Below are 16,651 nucleotides of genomic sequence, written 5' to 3'. Positions count from 1 at the left end.
TTTGATAGATTCATATATTTTGGTTTTTGATAATGTTACAGGATTGTTGCGGGAGTATTAAATTTCTGAGGGGGGTCAGACCCCCCTAGGAATTTCACGCTCTACATAGAACGCTGCCCTCATCTTTCATCCATGCAGACAGTGCTTCGATGTCTTTGGAGAAGATGCGGTCTTCGGTGATGCTTGGGACGATGGTGCGTCCTTCTTGGTACCATTTTTGCATGAGTGGTGCGGATAGGAAGACTCCACGGAATTCAAGGGCTTGCATCGCACACATCCATTCGATGGCAAGCACCCTGCGCACATTGGCGACAATCTGATAAGCATGCCTTGCGCCAATTGTACCCATGCTCACATGATCCTCTTGGTTGGCTGAGGAAGGTATGGAGTCCACACTTGCCGGATGTGCCAACGTCTTATTCTCTGAAACTAGCGATGCGGCACAATACTGCATGATCATGGCACCTGACTGCAGTCCTGGCTTCGGACTTAAGAAAGGAGGCAGGTCATTCAACTGTGGATTAACCAACCGTTCAATCCTGCGTTCAGAAATATTAGCAAGCTCCGCCACCCCAAGCTTCAGAAAATCCATCGCAAAGGCAATAGGCTGGCCATGGAAGTTACCTCCAGAAATCACTTTGCCTCCATCATCAAAAATCAATGGATTATCTGTCGCCGCATTGATTTCTATTTCCAGCTTTTCTTTTACATAACCTAATACCTGCCAGGATGCTCCATGCACTTGCGGAATGCACCTTAGTGAATAGGCATCCTGCACACGCTTTTCTCCCTGCCTTGTCACAAGCTTGCTTCCATCCAACAACTTCCGAAACCGCTCCGCAACTTCCACTTGCTCCTTGTACCCTCGAACCCTGTGAACATCATGGTCCAACGCATCCACAATTCCCTCTAGTCCTTCAAAGGTCATCGCTGCAATCGACTCCGCTTGGAAAGCCATCTTTTCCGCCTCTAGGTATGCGACTACCCCTACAGCCGTCATTGCCTGTGTGCCATTTATTAAGGCAAGACCTTCTTTCGCTTTCAATTCGATCGGGGTAATTCCTTTTTCAGCTAGCACACTTGCCGTATCTCGCCTTTTTCCCTCATAAAAAACTTCACCCTCACCAAGCAAGGTCAGGACCAAATGTGACAACGGCGCAAGATCTCCGCTTGCTCCTAGCGAACCTTGCTGCGGAACAACAGGATGTATTCTCTCATTTACATATTGTAAAAGCCGTTCAATGACGATAGGACGGACACCAGAATAACCTTTCAAAAGAGCATTTGCACGTAATATCAACATCGCACGCCCTATCACCTCATCAAATGCTTCACCCACTCCACATGCATGAGAGTGAATGAGATTCCGTTGCAAGTCTGCCGTCTCTTCAAATGGAATCAAAACATCGCTGAACTTCCCAAACCCCGTTGTAATTCCGTAAACCACTTCCCCTTTATGCACAATATTCTCCACCGCTGCCCGACTAGCGACCACCTTCACCATTGCGTCCTTGCACGCTTCCACCTGATTATCTTCAAATAAAATTCCATTCAATTTTTCAAGCGTCAACGATTCGCCGTTTAATGTAATCATTGCGACTCTCCCCTTTTCCCGCTGTTTCTCCATAGACGATTTCCCCCTTTTCCCACACAAAAAGAGGCCATACTTCGACCATGTAATATGATCAAAGTACAGCCCCCTATTTATCAGCAACTATGGGCAAAATATTTAAATGTGATTTATTCCGAGACCGATTGTTTCATGCTCCGATCCCCTGACAGGAGCCCCAATCGTCCCATAAAGTGCAACTGCAATCCAGTCACCTTCTTCTAGGTCCTCATAAGGATTTCCCCTTACAACGGAAAAACGCAATCCTACGGTCCTCATGACAGAACCAAGCTGCACTTGACCGCGTGTCACTCCACTAAGCGCATCCATGATGGCATGATATAGTGCATGTGTTTCCCTGTATCCATCGGATTTGATGATACCTTCCCGCTTGGCAGCAGTTTCAATGGCTGCTACCACTTTTTGCGAATCCATGGAACCAACTTTCCCCATACAGCTTTTCCATTGTGGCGGTGTTACCACCGGAAATTCCTCTTGGTCGCCGTTCATCGCGAGAAGTATTGCATATTTGCCAATTCGTCGATCTATCGCTAGTACCATATGCATTACCTCAATACTGAAAATTTTCTAATAACTAATGTCTACCTCAAGTGTAAATTTGTCCGTGCCTTCCTGTCAAGGAGTTTCTCCTTTTATATTTCTTGAAACTCCTTGGACATCATGTAATATTGCAAACCTTTTGTGGACGCTAAAGCCTGCTCCTTCTTTTCTTTTGCAAGTACATAGTTTTTACGGCTTAGAGCAAGTTCCGTTTCGATGGCAAACTTCATCCAATCTTTTCTCACTTCACCTTTTAGCTCTTCCGCCTTCTTATAATCTTTTTCTGCCACTGCAATCCCAGCTGTGATATACGTCTTAATTTCCTGCTGATCGACTCTTACAACTTGCTCTTTTGCCTTTGTGTAATTGCCGACTCTTAAATAATACTGAGCCCAAAAAACTGCTGTCTTTTTCCCCTTCCACTTTCGTTCAAGCTCCTCCAACTCTTTCTTGGCACCAGTCAAGTTTCCATGGGCCAATTCTAAAACAAACCCATAGTACGGCTCATGACGCTTTTTTTCTAAATACTTCTCTATTTTCTCCACATCCCGGGATAAAAACATATATTTAACGTCCCTGTATGATAAGGCAATAAATGCTAAAACCAGCAGGACAACAAAAATCCAGAAGTTAAATTGAACATTTAACACTCCTAGAAAAATGCCTATTGCAAAGCCTCCGAGTATTAAAAGCAGTAAATTTTTCATCAATCCCTAGCTTCCCTTCTCTCTATCTATAACCATTTTTCTAAATAGATTTGACCATCCCGCCATCCACCAAGAACGAGCTGCCAGTCATATAGCTGTTTGCATCTGATACTAAAAATGTTACCACTTTCGCAAATTCCTCTGGCTTACCGTAACGACCAAGCGGTATCCCAGCCTTGACTTTCTCTTCCATCTCCGTTTTGGTGATACCCTGTTTCTTGGCATTGACTTCATCCAAAAACGCCACTCTGTCTGTAGCAATTCTTCCAGGTGCTACCGTATTGATCAAGATATTATCTCCAGCAAGCTCACCTGCTAATGTCTTAGTCAATCCAACGATGCCTGTGCGGAACGTATTGGATAGAAGTAAGCCAGGAATTGGTTCCTTGATGGAGGATGAAGCGATATTGATGATTTTCCCTCCGTTTTTCTTAAGGTGGGGAAGTGCTTCCCTGATGGTTCTAATATAGCTTAATAGATTTAATTCAAAAGCCTGCTTCCACTGCTCATCGGTTATCTGTTCAAATGAACCGGCAGGAGGACCCCCGGCGTTATTTACCAAAATATCAAGTCGACCATATGTATCCACCGCATGATTTACGGCACTTTTAATTTGAGTAGGGTCAGTAATGTCTGTTTGGATATAAGAAGCCCTCCCACCTTCATTATCCATTAGTTCACGCTGCACATTAGCTAATTTTTCCTCGTTTCTGCTCGCCAGAACCACATTGACTCCTTCATCAATGAGAGAAGAGGCAATTGCCTTTCCAAGACCTTGGCTAGAAGCCAAAATTAAAGCCGTTTTTCCTTTAAGATTCATTTCCACCAACAACACGCCCTTTCTTTTCTACTACTTTTATTATAACGTTTACAATTTGACTTGTAACGAACGAAACCTAAGAAAAAACAGCCACACTCTCATGGCTGCCTCCACTACAAACTATAAACACTCACTCTCCACAATTCCAATTAAATCTTTAAGCATGGCAACAGATGGCTCCAAACTCAGAGAATAAATACGTTGAGTTCCTTTTTGCTCGATTTCCACAAGTTTATTATCACGTAAAATTTTCAAGTGGTGGGAAATGGCCGGCCTGGAAAGCCTGGACGTTTCTGCGATCTCAGTTACAGTTAATGCTTCTTTTTCAGCCAATAGCAGAATAATATCCTGTCTTGCTTCATCCGCCAGTACTTGGAATAATGGGATACAATCGCGAAATGTTTGAATCGCTTTTTCATTCATATAAAATACTCCTTCATCGTCCACTTCATCTGATTTCCATTATACCAAGAAAGTACTGCAATTGGGACATGCAAACGCCAATCCACTAATTTAGTGGAATTCTATATTCCTTTTTTCCAAAAAAATAATCATTCGATATTTGACTAGCTTGTATCATTAATTGTGATTCTTCAGGATCCACTTCCACATTAATCAATTCCACTTTTTCGTTTACTGATTGTCGATCATACCAATCATAATCAGGGATATTATACACATTCATCCTTTGCCCGTTATCATCAAAAAACTCCCATTGAAAGTTACGTTTTTTATAATTTTGAGTTCGCTTCCCTGTAATAAGCACATTCGTTAGTTCCCCTTCTTGCCTGTTTACAGACAGCTCGTCCATTGTGTATCCATCTAAATCAATATTCAATGGTTGCTTCGTTGTTTCCTCCAGTGGAACGGTAAGTGAATAAACCCCCGGTTCAAAATAAAAGATGGTCTTAATTTCTGCAAAAAGCTTTTCATCCGCTTTAGCTACACGTTTGATTTCCATTAAGTCCTGATCAGTGTAAATATTTGAAAAATCAATTTGATTTATGGAGCTCACATTATTTAAAGAAGGATAACCGATTGGAACCAGGTACTCATTTGTATTGTTGACCAATACCACAGAGGCAAACACATCATGATAACTCATTAAAAAATGTTCATCATATTTCTGATTTGTGAGTTTCAGGTTTGTCTCTATTCTTTCGATTTCCTCTTCCTTCAGCCTTACATCATATTTCAGTCTGGTACCATACTTGCCCTTCTCTAAAGTAAGGATTTCCACTTCAATTTTTTCATCAACAACTAGTATTTCATTTAATTCCAGCAATTCAATATCTTCCATTGCTTTATCATATTCTATCGGAAGCTCAATCTTCCAATCTCCGCCCCTGCTATTCAACATATGATATTCAATGATTAGAGTGAAGTTTTCCGGCAGTGCTGCTTCGTTCAGTGCTCTCACATAAAAATTCGCGTCAACTAAACTTTCCTGGCTAGCTCCGTTTTCTACCATAAGACTATCCTTTGCGGATGCAGCCTCCATCGCATACGTTTTACCATCTTCATCCTTGGCATAAACGGTAAACCTGTCAACTCCACCACCGCCTGCTCCCTTTTCTTCACTGGATACTTCATAGTGAACCACCATATGTAAAGGATCAACATGCACGTTTGTTATTTCTACCGTAATATCATTGTCTTCTGCTGTATAAGTACCCTTTGCCCATACATTATAGAAACTGCCGTACATTAGATAATTACTTGCCATTTTGGTCCAAGGGGTAACAGTCGGCAGAACAACAAACCCACCGACAATCAAGGCAATCATTACACCAATTACGCCTAACTGATAAACCATCGTTCGTTGTTTTGGTTTTATGACCGAATATGGGGTTAACTGTTGTAATACCTTTTCATTAAAATCTACTTCCAGTGACGGAGATTGAAGCACCTGCTGTAACATGCTCTCTTCCCGCTCTATTAGTTGAAGCAACTCTCTGCATCCCGGACAAAATTCCAAGTGGTCGTCCATACGGATCTCTTCCGGACTCCCCAGTAATTCATCCTGATAGGCAATTAGTTCCTCCACTCTCAAACATGAATCAGTAGGCTTCTCACTTTGGGAAACAAAGTTCTGCCGAATTATTTTTTTCGCTTCCAATAGATACCCAGTGAATTCTCTCAAGCTATTTTCGGAGAGAGCCGCTTTCCGTTCATCCGTTAACTCAATGAGTAAATAGGAAAACAACAATGGAACCCTCGTTTCCTTTCGTAAAGAAAGTATCTCTTCCTGCAATTGCATATAATGTGGATTGTCAGAAAGCCAGTTTCCAAAGCCCTTACCATTCTCCAATATGGGCAACTCTTTCAGGAGAGGTAATACCTCCTGATACAACCAAAACGAGAACAGTTCCTTTTCCTGATAGGTTGATAGGTTTTTAAACGCTTTTATAAAGCACTCATTGGTAACTCTTTCAGCTACTTTCTGACTACCTGATAACCAATATCCCATTCTGTAAACACTGTCTTTATATTTTTCAATGATTGGTTCAAAAGCTGCCAAGTCACCTGCTAGTACTTTTCCCACATATATTCTTTCTTCCATTACTCTGACTCACTATCATTTTTTTCCTCTTGAGTAAACAGAGGGAACTTTTCCCACTCTTTTTCATCGTAATGGGTATAAATATAGTCCGCTTTTATCACCAAAGTTTCAGGAAAAACATTGTTATGTGGGACGATATCAACATGCAGCAACTTTTTCTTACCTTCCTTTTGCATGTCTTCGTAATGATACCAGCCTTCTGTTGGAATGTAATTACCAGATTGATCCGACACGCTCCAGCCAATATCTCCACGTGCTCCCTCCTGTTGATTCTCCCCATTAATGATGAGCGCATACTTAGTGATATTTCCTTCCCCATCCTTTTCAGGGGTTAGACTGTAATCCAATAACTTATAATTACTGAATTCGCTCTCTAAAGGAGTCGTTTCTGTCTCTTTAAGTGGTACTTCCAGAGAGAAAAATGTTGGCTCTTGAAAAGAGGCCCCAAACATTTTTATATAAAGTTCTTCCTCAGGATTTTCTATTTTCCCCTGTATTTGATGGTTGCCCATTTGTTGTTGTTGCTCATTACCAATGTAATAATTCGAAAAATATAATTCTACCGGTTCATTGGGTTCATAAACCATAAAGTGAAAGTAATTAGGCAAGACAAGATGCTCTTCTTCCGTTGTAACATGAAGTCCAACATGACGACCCTGAAGTATTTCTTCCATCCTATATTCCTGATCATGTTCCTTCAAGAGCTTCCTTAATCTAGCTTCCTCTTCTTTTGTATGGTTGACTTTATACCTTATTCTGCTGCCGTTTTTACTATAGGTAGCATCCATTATATCAACGACTGCTTTATCGTCAATGTTTATCGTTTTATCCAATTTAACCGTCACAGCTGTGTCTTCTACCTTGTCATATCTTATCGGAATTTCTATGTTCCATTTTCCATATTGTCCCTGGAGCCTAGCGAAATTTATTTCAAGGTTAAACTCGTCAGGTAGCTTATCAGGCATTTTCAAAAGATAGTAGGGCCTTTCTTTTTCCTCCCCTTCCTCTTCAGCAAGACTCCTTGCATGCCGAAGATGATCTGGTATCGTTGCATCAACGGGGTAATGGCTACCAGCTTCATCTACAATTCTTAATGGCTTCGAGCTATAAAAATCCACATCTTCAACTGGAAATTTTTTAGGTGGCTCATCACCTACTCTACTAATCTCATAGTAGACAGCCATATACAGAGAATCGATTTCCACATCTGTAATCTCTAAAGTTATACCTTCATCAGTAACTGCATATGTACCTTCCGTCCAGACATTATAAATGGTTCCATGCTCCATATAAGTGGAAACCATGGATGCAAGCGGCTTAAGGGTTGGTAAAATAACGACACTGAATAAGAAGATTGCGCCTAATATTCCTACAACACTAAGTTGATATTTCCACGTTCGATGCTTTGGTTTTGCCGGTACATAAGGGTCAAGCTTACTCAATACTTGATCGTTAAATGATTCATTAAGTTTTGGGTAGTCCAACACCTTCTCTAACGTAGCTTCTTCTTGTTTAAGCAAATGTAATACTTCTCTGCAATCCGGACAGAACTCTAAATGATCATTCATCTTCTGTTCCGCTTCATCGCTTAGCTTTCCATCAAAATACAAAGAAAGCTCTTCCTCACTATGGCAGTCTTCGCCTTCTTCATGGATTTCACTTGATAAAGTGCAACGGCGGATTTGTTTTAAGGAGGCTGAATAGTTCTTTTCTATTTCCTCCTTGCTTTTTCCGATAAATCCCGAAAGTTTAGCAGGTGTAAAATCCATCAGCTTAATTAGAAGCAATTGAAACTTAGCTTCAGGTGCCAAGGAATGAAGCGCTTCTTCCATCTCGATATAATGTGGATTATGAAATGGCATTTTGGCCTGTTTAGTATTATCCTTTACTCTCTTCTTACCTAATAGGGGAATGAATCGTTCGTAAAGCCAATCAGAAAAAAAGATTGATTCTTCGTATTTTTCTAGGTTTTGATAAACCTCAAGAAAACCTTGTTCTATTAGTTTTTCTGCTTCTGATTCCGTTGCAGACATATGATATGCTACTGCAAAAAGCTTGTCCTTACTGCGATCAATTATATGAGAGTATTTATCTTTGTTGCCAGACAATATCTCTTTTATTTCTTGACTTTCTTCATTCAAATCCTTTTTCACCCTTTTTATGAATCTTTTGTCTTATATCGACAATTATACCATTTACATGGTTTATTTTCAGAAAAATGAATGTATTATTTGATTAATGTTCATAAAAAAAGAAGCCACCAATTTTCAGCAGCTTCACTAGAATCTTCGAACAATATCACTTTTTAGGTATATCTCTAATCTTTTTTCATCCATCGACGCTTCCTGTCTTTTCGCCAAATCCTCATTTTTTCTTCCGAATAGTAATGTTAACATTGTTTTCATCCTCCATCATTCCTTTGTTTTGTTCTCACTCTTAGTATAGATTTTGACGCTGTTTTCGATAACATACTGCAGAATGGTTTTCTTTCATTCTTTTACCTACAGTCATTTCCAGCTTTATACCGAACGATACTAAGTCTTGAGGAGGAGATAAGAAAAACCAGGCAAAACTGCCCGGTCCTTTTTGGTTGCTTGGTTGTGCTCCGCTGTGGGTTTCCGCAAATGGCTTCGCTTTCCTAGAGGCTCACGGACCGCCCGCAGGCAAGCGAAGCGCCAGGAACGGAAATCAACCGAATCATATACTTTCTTATCTCTAAAAAAAAGCCAACGAAAAAAAGAGATGCATCCGATTCATCTCTTTTTTCCTGGCATCAAGTTTGGGAAAGTAGCCTATTTTAATGATAAAGGGTAAAGGTTGTTCCGTTGCATCTATTCATTATGAAAAAGGGGAGTAATTCATGACATGTTAGACAAAGCAACAGCTTTCTGCTAAAAGTGTGAAACAACCTTACAAGATTCATTATATTCATACTTTGTTAAACTGGTTTGATGGTTATATTAACATTTTGTAAAACTTAAAGAACACGAACCGCTTTCACCGCTCTCGGTTTCCAATAAGTATTATAAGAAGAGAAAGCAACCCCTGTACTAGTAGCAGCATGAAGAAGCGTGTTTGAATCCGTCACGATGGAAACGTGGTTGATGATCCCATCTCCATCTGTATCAAAAAATACCAAGTCCCCTTTACGGATATCACTCAATGGTATTTCGTTTCCTACATTCGCTTGTTGCGCAGAAGTTCTTGGTAGGTTGATTCCGTTTTGAGCAAATACTTTTACCGTATAAGAAGAACAATCAAATGCATCGGTGCGGTTTGTGGAAGCGCCATACAAGTATTTTGCTCCTAAATATTTTTTCCCTGTTTCAATAATTGCATCCGCTTTTGCCTCCCATGAAGCATCATTACCAGGAGTAGCAGTTACATCTCCTGGGATATTAATAACTTGTCCAACGTAAATACGGTTTGCATTTTGTATGGAAGGGTTGGCAGACAACAAGGCATTAAGTGTTACACCATGTCTGTTCGCAACAGATGAAAGGTTTTCCCCACTCTTGATAATGTAAGTACTAGCTTTAGGCGCAGGTTTGCTTGGACTAGGAGCAGGTGCGACAGGTTGACTCGGTGCCGTGCTACTTGGTGCTGCCACGTTTATTTTCTGGCCTATATAGATTCTGTTAACGTCCTTAATGGAAGGATTTAGTTTCAAAAGATTGGCTATAGTTGTTTGATGTTTCCTTGCAATGATGGACAAAGAATCTCCGGCTTTAATCGTGTACGTAATAGAAGTAGGTTGGCTCGGAGCTGGTGCTGGTGCTGGTTGAGATGTGGCACCGCCTGCTTGTAATAGTAACTTTTGACCTGGATAAATAAGATCGCTATTAAGGTTGTTCCAAGATTTGATATTACTAACAGAAACTTGATTATTGTTAGCTATCTTCCATAAGGAATCACCAGATTTCACAACATAATCAGAAGCATAAGCTTGTCCAGAAAACATGATGGAAGTTACAAGAGCACCTGCCATTACTTTCTTTTTCATTTTTGTTCGATTCTCCTCTTTGGTCACTTTTTCTATGTATAGTTGTATAGTAGCACGAATTTTTCAACAATAATATAGAATTTTCTTCACATTTATCTTAAAAACGACAAAAAGCTTGTAGAACGAAAGTCTCTACAAGCATGGTCATATAAAACACCGCTGTTGATTTCCGCAAATGGCTTCGCTTTCCGCGGGGCGACCTTGAGCCTCCTCACTTCGTTGCGGGGTCTCAACAATGCCGCTACTCCCCCGCAGGAGTCTACGCCTTTTGCTCCAATCAACAGCTAAAAATCCGCTTATTTTCAATAATACAATTTTTAACTAAATCCCAGCAGAGCGTTGGAGTCTTTTGGCGATTTCCATGAAGTCTTCTTGGGATATTCCTGGTGCAAATTCTTCAGGGACACTTTGGAGGTCCGGCATTGGTGCACCAGGTGGAGAGCCTTGTATGACTTCAAGCTTTCCTCCATCTTCAGGATGACTTCCCTTCCAGATCATAGCTACATCCTTATAATCAGTCGGACTGAAGGTGTATAGCTTTCTATGTGCTCCTTCTGCTTCAAATTTTCTAGTCGTTTCAAACGCCTTATTTTCCAAGCTCGGTATCGGAACAAGCTTTGTAATGTCTACTCCTGTTGCTATCTCCAAGGCTTTCGCATATGCTACCACATGCACCCCACCCCGAACGAGGAGGTAGCCGATCATTTCTCTGGCCACTGGATTGTCTGTCATCTGATATACCCTCATCTTATGGGTTCTTGCTCCGCATTCCAGAAAAAAGTTATGCAATAGATCCAACACCAAGTTGCCACTGTTGAAGACATTATCACCGGTCCATGCCCTGCCCATTGAATCTCCAGGGAGAGCCGTTTGAGCATTGGCGATATATTGATAGGTGTTGCGGAAATCTTTGGTGTCTCTTAGCGGCGTTGCATCCGGTGGAGCAGGATATGTAACACCCTCAAGCATCAGGTTAATTGTTGTGGTTACCAGCTCAACATGACCAAGCTCCTCTGCTGTAATACTTGCCACCAAATCGAAGAATGGTTTTAACTTCTTTTTATTGCGAAAATTAATGGATTGAAACATATAGTTATTGAGTGTAGACATTTCACCAAATTTCCCGCCAAGCAGTTCTTGAACAGCCGCTGCACCATTGGGATCTGGATTTTTCGGTTTAGGCAACGGGATCAGCAATCGATTTGTACGACAGAACATCTTCTCTCACCCTCCTCTATCCAATCAAAAAGGCTCTATTTACTTGTATGATTTCTGGGAATTGTCCTATAACCAAACAAGAGGCATTTATCATAGATACAGGACATTCGCCTATACACTATGGGTGTTTGCAACATAAGGTATGTTATCAACGTCAAAAGGAGAGATGTATAAATGGGCAAAGACGCAGGTTGTGGAGCAGGCTTCACACTTTTCATTATCTTATTTATTCTTCTTATCATCATCGGAGCGGCTTATATATATTAACCCTATAGAGCTAAAACGCAGGAGCCAATATCCCTGCGTTTTTTTCATGAGGAATATACGTGTAATAAACATAATTCAGAAGTGATAGGTCAAGCTAAGGAGAGAGTAATGGCTGGAGGAATCTATCTATGCAAGAAAAATGCGATCAACATATGGACATACATACTAATACAAGGCCTTTCATATATGAACAATCCCCTTGAGCGTTTACTATGGAGCATTGCGCTTCCTGGATTTGGCCAATTACTCAACAAAAGATATATTAAAGGACTCACCTTTATCTTCTTGGAGTTTTTAATTAATGTTCAAGCTAATTTCAATTCCATTATCCTGTACAGTTTTAATGGAGAAATGGATAGGGCAATAACAGAAGCAAATTACTTGTGGCTCATGTTTTATCCTTGCTTGTATTTTTTTGCGATGTGGGATGCTTTTAAAGATGCGGGTGGTGGAAGATCACCTTATTCCTTTCTTCCCTTCGTTAGCTGTGCTTATTTTGTTACAGTTGGCCTGATGCTATCGGGAAAAATAAAGCTATTGGGTGTAATTGTAGGACCTGTTTGGACGCCTATGTTATTTGTTATACCTGGTCTAATTGTTGGTTTTCTGGTGCGGAGAATATTATTGTTTTTCACCAATAAACAAGTTCAAGGAGGGTGAGAATATGGGGTATGTTCGCACAAGGGATAATGTAAGGATTTTCTACCGATTAATTGGAAAAGGACCTACTACCATTTTATTTATCCATCCACCTGGCATGGGCCATATCACGTTTAAACAGCAACTACCCTTGTCCAAAGATTTCCGACTCCTATATATAGACTTACGAGCTAACGGAAACAGTGAGAAAGGGAGTGCCCCTATCAACTTTCCCATTATGGCTAGGGATCTACACGATGTATGTAACCAGTTAGATATAGACAAAGTATTCATATGCGGCTATTCCAATGGAGCCTCCATTGCTATGGAAACTGCATTAAGATACCCGAACTTAGTGGAAGGGCTATTATTAATTGGGGCATTTTCAGAAGTCAACTCGGTATTATTAGGAAGCGAGTTTCTACTGGGCATAATGGCATCCAAAATGAATATGATGAAGCCAATAGCAAATGTAATCGCATATGCACACTCTTATTCCAAGGAGTTTAAAAAGGACATGGCGGATTATATGTTAAAAACAGATGCAGACACACTTTATCAAATGTATGTAGAAGGTCTAAATTACAATTGCACCAAGAAGCTGCAGTCTATTGCTTGCCCCATCCTTCTCGTATATGGACAAAAGGATTATTATGTTCATCATTATCAGTATAAATTCATCACCCGCCATCACAATACTAGGGTTATCTATGTAAGTGGAGCTAAACACCAAATCCCAACCAAACATTCAACGGTCCTTAATGCGATTACAAAACAATTTATTCAAAAACAAAAACAAACAAAAGGGAGTCAATCAACTCCCTAGACTAGAATTATTTGATTGTAAATGGTGTGTTTTTATTTTTAGTAGAAACAGGGGAGTTTGGCTGCATGCAATTGTGAGCAATTTTCATGCGGCTTAACGTGGTTTTCAGCGTATCACTTGCATCTTTTTCTTTGTCTAATTGGATATTTGTCATATCTACCATCGCCCGCACAACATTTTCAAAAGCAATACGAAGCTTTTCGTCTTGGAGGGATTTTCCGTCTTTGACAATCATTTTCACCAATTCATTTGCATAGACATTCATCTTTTCCACTGCTTCCACTTTCGTATTCATGACGCACTCCTCCTATAGAATCATTTTGTTAATAATTATGTGAGAAAGCGATAAAGCATGCGTTAACTCCTAATCCAACCTTTGACTATATTATTCTGTGATAATTGCGAAATTCCTTCTCTTCGACAAAACAAGTCACACTCACAAAAAGTTCGACCTAATCCTCTCTTATAAAGCCAAATATCTGTGGGAAAAAAAACTAAAACCGTGAAATAAAAGTAGTAAAGAAAATACAACTTTTCGATTTCCGAAGTTTTTCAGGATAATACCTACTTTTTACACATAACCTATTTTCTTACAAAGATTTTTCGACTATAATATAAGAAATTGTGAAGAAGGAGTGATAAGGATGAGACTCGTAGAACTTGCCGTTGAGAAAAAACGAAGCCAAATGATGCAAACAGCGTTTAAAACTGGACTGACATCTGTAGAAACCGTTAGGCTAAGTCAAGAGCTTGATGAAATGTTAAATGTCTTTATTCCTCCACACCATGAAGAACACCAACATAATCAACCAAAACTAGATAAAAAATAGTTACATCATTTTAAAAATTGTGTATAATTACATCAAACTTTTATAAATTATTCATTGATGAAAAAGAGAGTAGTCTATAGATGGCAAATAAAGCGAATCAGGGTCGGTGAAAGCCTGATGCAAGTCTATAGAATGAAGCGCACTTTTGAAATGAAATGGGCACATCCCCTTTAACGATGATAAGCGGCTTTTCTGATAAATATGTGAAAAGCAATTAGAGTGGTACCGCGGGCACATGACAACAAGCTCGTCTCTTCAACAACTTGAAGAGGCGGGCTTTTTATATTTATTTTACTAGGAGATGATCTAAATGAAACTGACAGCTCTTGCAGCAGAAACACTGCATAGTGTGATCCCTGAACTACAACTAGATAAAATTACACAACTTTTAGAAAAACCGAAACATGCCCAACACGGTGACCTGTCCTTCCCGTGTTTCGAATTAGCGAAAATGAAAAGAACCGCCCCGCCCCTCCTAGCTGCAGACATTGCAACACAACTAAGAAACGCCATGATTGAAAAAACAGAGGCAGTAGGTCCTTATGTTAATATTTTTTTCAGAAAGGACATGATCCAACAAAAGGTTGTTTACATAATTCTGAAAGAAAAAGAAAACTATGGCACGATTCATCTCAAAAACAAAGAAACCATCGTCTTAGATTTGTCCTCGCCCAATATCGCTAAACCTTTTTCCATGGGGCATCTACGCTCGACAGTGATCGGGAATGCCATCGCTAACATCCTGGAAAAGTCCGGATTTGAAACCGTACGGATTAACTACTTAGGAGACTGGGGCACACAATTCGGGAAGCTGATTGCTGCTTATCTAAAATGGGGAAAAGAAGAAAAAATCCGCCGGAATCCGATACCTGAACTGTTAAAGCTTTATGTCAAATTTCACGAAGAAGCAGCAGTAAATACAGATTTAAATGATGAAGGGCGTAGATGGTTTAAGCAGCTGGAAGAAGGAAATGAGGAAGCAGTATCTTTATGGAAATGGTTCAGGGAAGAATCCTTAAAAGAATTTAATAAAATTTACGCACTTCTTGGGGTCACATTTGATTCTTATCAAGGAGAAGCGTTTTATAACGATAAAATGGACCAAGTGGTTCAAATGTTAGAAGAACAAGACTTGTTAAAAGAGTCAGATGGTGCGCAAGTAGTGGAACTTGATGACCCTTCGCTTCCACCATGCCTTATAAAAAAATCGGATGGTGCTACCCTTTATGCAACTCGTGATCTCGCTGCAGCACTATATAGAAAGAAGGTGTATCAATTTTCAAAGGCTCTATATGTCGTGGGACAGGAGCAATCCATTCATTTTCAGCAAGTGAAAGAAGTGTTAAAAAAAGCCAATTTTGATTGGGCAGCAGAAATGCACCATATCCCATTTGGTCTTTTATTAAAGGACGGCAAGAAAATGTCCACTCGAAAAGGTAAGGTCGTGTTATTAGAAGAAGTCTTGAAAGAAGCAATTCAACTTGCCGAAAGAAATATTGAATCCAAAAACCCTGATCTTCCTGATAAAGAGGAAGTGGCCCGTCAGGTTGGTGTCGGTGCCGTCATTTTTCATGACTTAAAAAACTACCGTGTGAATTCTGTTGAATTTTCCCTCGAAGATATGTTGAAGTTTGAAGGAGAAACTGGACCTTATGTTCAATACACTTATGCTCGTGCTAACTCCATCTTGAAAAAAGGCAAGTGGACTGGTGAGGTCATTGACAAAGGATTAGGTGATAACTATTCATGGGAACTGACAAAACTTCTGCAAGAATATCCAGAAGTAATTGCAAATTCAAACATGGCCTACGATCCCTCGTTGGTTGCAAAGCATATTGTGGATGTGTGCCAAGCTTTTAACAGTTGGTATGGCAATGTAAAATTCCTTGAAGAAGACGCAGAAAAAGGTGCCAGACTTGCGCTTGTGTCCGCTACTGCAATCGTCATTAAAGAGTCCCTCCGTTTACTCGGAATTCAGGCTCCTCAAGAAATGTAACAGATATCGGTATTAAGAACATGAATCCGGCATTCCCCTCATATATTGAAGTATCAAAAGCATTGGGGGGATGCCTATGAAATGGCTTGTACTGATTCATGTCTTGGTTGCCGTCATCGGAATTGGTCCCACATTTTTCGGAAATATACTTCTAAGAAAGCATCAGACCATTTCAGATCTTCGACACAATATCCTATTACAACACAAACTTGACTACTTCCCTAAAATTGGTGGAACACTTGCCGTAATCACTGGCATACTGCTAGTTCTCTTTGGCAACTATGGTTCTATTCTCCAAGTTTGGCTTTTTGGTTCCCTTGTTATTTATCTTTCCATTCAAGTCATTGTGATCGGATTTATCTCTCCTGCCCTTAGTGAACTTCAGCGTTGGCTGCTGCACCCTGAAAACAGAGCCTCTACTCAACTTCCGGCCCAGCAGGACGCCACTCTCCACAAGATTAGTAATCTCTACTGGTTAGTCTGCATTCTAGGGTTTCTCATTTTTATCTTGATGATCATCAAACCATCTTGATCTATAGGTCATCTCCTTTGCAGCTGAAAGATATCGTTATTTGGCTTTATTAGGTGGAGGTGTTGGCCTATATTGATTAA

16 protein-coding genes are annotated in these 16,651 nt (G+C 40.2%); 6 read left to right on the top strand and 10 right to left on the bottom strand.

What is annotated here, in order from left to right; genetic code table 11:
• Positions 1 to 94: 94 nt before the first annotated feature.
• The 9 genes from hutH to M313_RS0103145 all read right to left on the bottom strand — a co-directional run bounded on the left by hutH (position 95) and on the right by M313_RS0103145 (position 11,481).
• Entirely contained in the window at positions 95 to 1,594 is a 1,500-nt protein-coding gene (gene hutH, locus M313_RS0103190) for a histidine ammonia-lyase (protein WP_029326310.1), read from the bottom strand.
• Positions 1,595 to 1,729: 135 nt separating this feature from the next.
• Positions 1,730 to 2,170 (bottom strand): histidine utilization transcription antiterminator HutP, encoded by a 441-nt coding sequence (gene hutP / locus M313_RS0103185; RefSeq protein WP_010192384.1) that lies wholly within the window; start codon positions 2,168 to 2,170, stop codon positions 1,730 to 1,732.
• A gap of 92 nt (positions 2,171 to 2,262) precedes the next feature.
• On the bottom strand, positions 2,263 to 2,880 hold the full coding sequence (locus M313_RS0103180; protein WP_157182404.1) for a hypothetical protein: 618 nt from the start codon (positions 2,878 to 2,880) through the stop codon (positions 2,263 to 2,265).
• Between the two features lie 37 nt (positions 2,881 to 2,917).
• Entirely contained in the window at positions 2,918 to 3,703 is a 786-nt protein-coding gene (locus M313_RS0103175) for an SDR family oxidoreductase (protein WP_010192380.1), read from the bottom strand.
• A 114-nt stretch (positions 3,704 to 3,817) separates the two neighbouring features.
• A complete protein-coding gene (locus M313_RS0103170; protein WP_010192379.1) occupies positions 3,818 to 4,120 on the bottom strand; it encodes an ArsR/SmtB family transcription factor in 303 nt (100 codons plus the stop codon).
• Positions 4,121 to 4,205: 85 nt separating this feature from the next.
• Positions 4,206 to 6,260, bottom strand: a complete 2,055-nt coding sequence (locus tag M313_RS24460) for an RNA polymerase, sigma-24 subunit, ECF subfamily protein (RefSeq protein ID WP_010192377.1) — start codon at positions 6,258 to 6,260, stop codon at positions 4,206 to 4,208.
• Complete coding sequence (locus tag M313_RS0103160; protein ID WP_010192376.1) at positions 6,260 to 8,401, bottom strand: zf-HC2 domain-containing protein; 2,142 nt, start codon at positions 8,399 to 8,401, stop codon at positions 6,260 to 6,262. The genes M313_RS24460 and M313_RS0103160 overlap by 1 nt, the downstream gene beginning before the upstream one ends.
• 836 nt (positions 8,402 to 9,237) lie before the next feature.
• A complete protein-coding gene (locus M313_RS0103150) occupies positions 9,238 to 10,263 on the bottom strand; it encodes a C40 family peptidase (protein ID WP_010192372.1) in 1,026 nt (341 codons plus the stop codon).
• Between the two features lie 321 nt (positions 10,264 to 10,584).
• Entirely contained in the window at positions 10,585 to 11,481 is an 897-nt protein-coding gene (locus tag M313_RS0103145) for a manganese catalase family protein (RefSeq protein WP_010192370.1), read from the bottom strand.
• A gap of 174 nt (positions 11,482 to 11,655) precedes the next feature.
• Between M313_RS0103145 and M313_RS24945 the strand changes: the two genes are divergently transcribed.
• The 3 genes from M313_RS24945 to M313_RS0103130 all read left to right on the top strand — a co-directional run bounded on the left by M313_RS24945 (position 11,656) and on the right by M313_RS0103130 (position 13,213).
• Complete coding sequence (locus tag M313_RS24945) at positions 11,656 to 11,748, top strand: YjcZ family sporulation protein (protein WP_010192368.1); 93 nt, start codon at positions 11,656 to 11,658, stop codon at positions 11,746 to 11,748.
• A 186-nt stretch (positions 11,749 to 11,934) separates the two neighbouring features.
• Entirely contained in the window at positions 11,935 to 12,408 is a 474-nt protein-coding gene (locus tag M313_RS0103135) for a hypothetical protein (RefSeq protein ID WP_029326309.1), read from the top strand.
• Between the two features lie 4 nt (positions 12,409 to 12,412).
• Positions 12,413 to 13,213: an alpha/beta fold hydrolase gene (locus M313_RS0103130; protein WP_010192363.1), complete on the top strand. Its 801-nt coding sequence runs from the start codon at positions 12,413 to 12,415 to the stop codon at positions 13,211 to 13,213.
• A gap of 7 nt (positions 13,214 to 13,220) precedes the next feature.
• Here the strand turns inward: M313_RS0103130 and M313_RS0103125 are convergent, their stop codons facing one another.
• Positions 13,221 to 13,508 carry a hypothetical protein gene (locus M313_RS0103125; RefSeq protein ID WP_010192361.1) on the bottom strand — a complete coding sequence of 96 codons (288 nt, stop codon included), beginning with the start codon at positions 13,506 to 13,508 and terminating at the stop codon, positions 13,221 to 13,223.
• 349 nt (positions 13,509 to 13,857) lie between these two features.
• Between M313_RS0103125 and M313_RS0103120 the strand changes: the two genes are divergently transcribed.
• The 3 genes from M313_RS0103120 (at position 13,858) to M313_RS0103110 (ending at position 16,571) form a co-directional block, all read left to right on the top strand.
• Positions 13,858 to 14,043 carry an aspartyl-phosphate phosphatase Spo0E family protein gene (locus M313_RS0103120; protein WP_010192359.1) on the top strand — a complete coding sequence of 62 codons (186 nt, stop codon included), beginning with the start codon at positions 13,858 to 13,860 and terminating at the stop codon, positions 14,041 to 14,043.
• A gap of 310 nt (positions 14,044 to 14,353) precedes the next feature.
• Positions 14,354 to 16,039 carry an arginine--tRNA ligase gene (gene argS / locus M313_RS0103115; RefSeq protein ID WP_010192357.1) on the top strand — a complete coding sequence of 562 codons (1,686 nt, stop codon included), beginning with the start codon at positions 14,354 to 14,356 and terminating at the stop codon, positions 16,037 to 16,039.
• Between the two features lie 76 nt (positions 16,040 to 16,115).
• Positions 16,116 to 16,571, top strand: coding sequence for a DUF2269 family protein (locus M313_RS0103110; RefSeq protein WP_010192355.1), 456 nt, complete (start codon positions 16,116 to 16,118; stop codon positions 16,569 to 16,571).
• Positions 16,572 to 16,651 lie beyond the last annotated feature (80 nt).

This window comes from Bacillus sp. m3-13, assembly GCF_000175075.1.
Classification (GTDB): Bacteria; Bacillota; Bacilli; order Bacillales; family Bacillaceae_I; genus Sutcliffiella_A; species Sutcliffiella_A horikoshii_C.
The sequence above is the reverse complement of the archived record's forward strand: the minus strand, read 5'-3'. Positions and strand labels throughout refer to the sequence as shown.

Coding starts and splice junctions, on each gene's coding strand:
- hutH (WP_029326310.1), bottom strand. CDS start 1,594: ATGATTACATTAAACGGCGAATCGTTGACGCTTGAAAAATTGAATGGA.
- hutP (WP_010192384.1), bottom strand. CDS start 2,170: ATGGTACTAGCGATAGATCGACGAATTGGCAAATATGCAATACTTCTC.
- M313_RS0103170 (WP_010192379.1), bottom strand. CDS start 4,120: ATGAATGAAAAAGCGATTCAAACATTTCGCGATTGTATCCCATTATTC.
- M313_RS24460 (WP_010192377.1), bottom strand. CDS start 6,260: ATGGAAGAAAGAATATATGTGGGAAAAGTACTAGCAGGTGACTTGGCA.
- M313_RS0103150 (WP_010192372.1), bottom strand. CDS start 10,263: ATGAAAAAGAAAGTAATGGCAGGTGCTCTTGTAACTTCCATCATGTTT.
- M313_RS0103145 (WP_010192370.1), bottom strand. CDS start 11,481: ATGTTCTGTCGTACAAATCGATTGCTGATCCCGTTGCCTAAACCGAAA.
- M313_RS24945 (WP_010192368.1), top strand. CDS start 11,656: ATGGGCAAAGACGCAGGTTGTGGAGCAGGCTTCACACTTTTCATTATC.
- M313_RS0103135 (WP_029326309.1), top strand. CDS start 11,935: ATGAACAATCCCCTTGAGCGTTTACTATGGAGCATTGCGCTTCCTGGA.
- M313_RS0103130 (WP_010192363.1), top strand. CDS start 12,413: ATGGGGTATGTTCGCACAAGGGATAATGTAAGGATTTTCTACCGATTA.
- M313_RS0103125 (WP_010192361.1), bottom strand. CDS start 13,508: ATGAATACGAAAGTGGAAGCAGTGGAAAAGATGAATGTCTATGCAAAT.
- M313_RS0103120 (WP_010192359.1), top strand. CDS start 13,858: ATGAGACTCGTAGAACTTGCCGTTGAGAAAAAACGAAGCCAAATGATG.
- argS (WP_010192357.1), top strand. CDS start 14,354: ATGAAACTGACAGCTCTTGCAGCAGAAACACTGCATAGTGTGATCCCT.
- M313_RS0103110 (WP_010192355.1), top strand. CDS start 16,116: ATGAAATGGCTTGTACTGATTCATGTCTTGGTTGCCGTCATCGGAATT.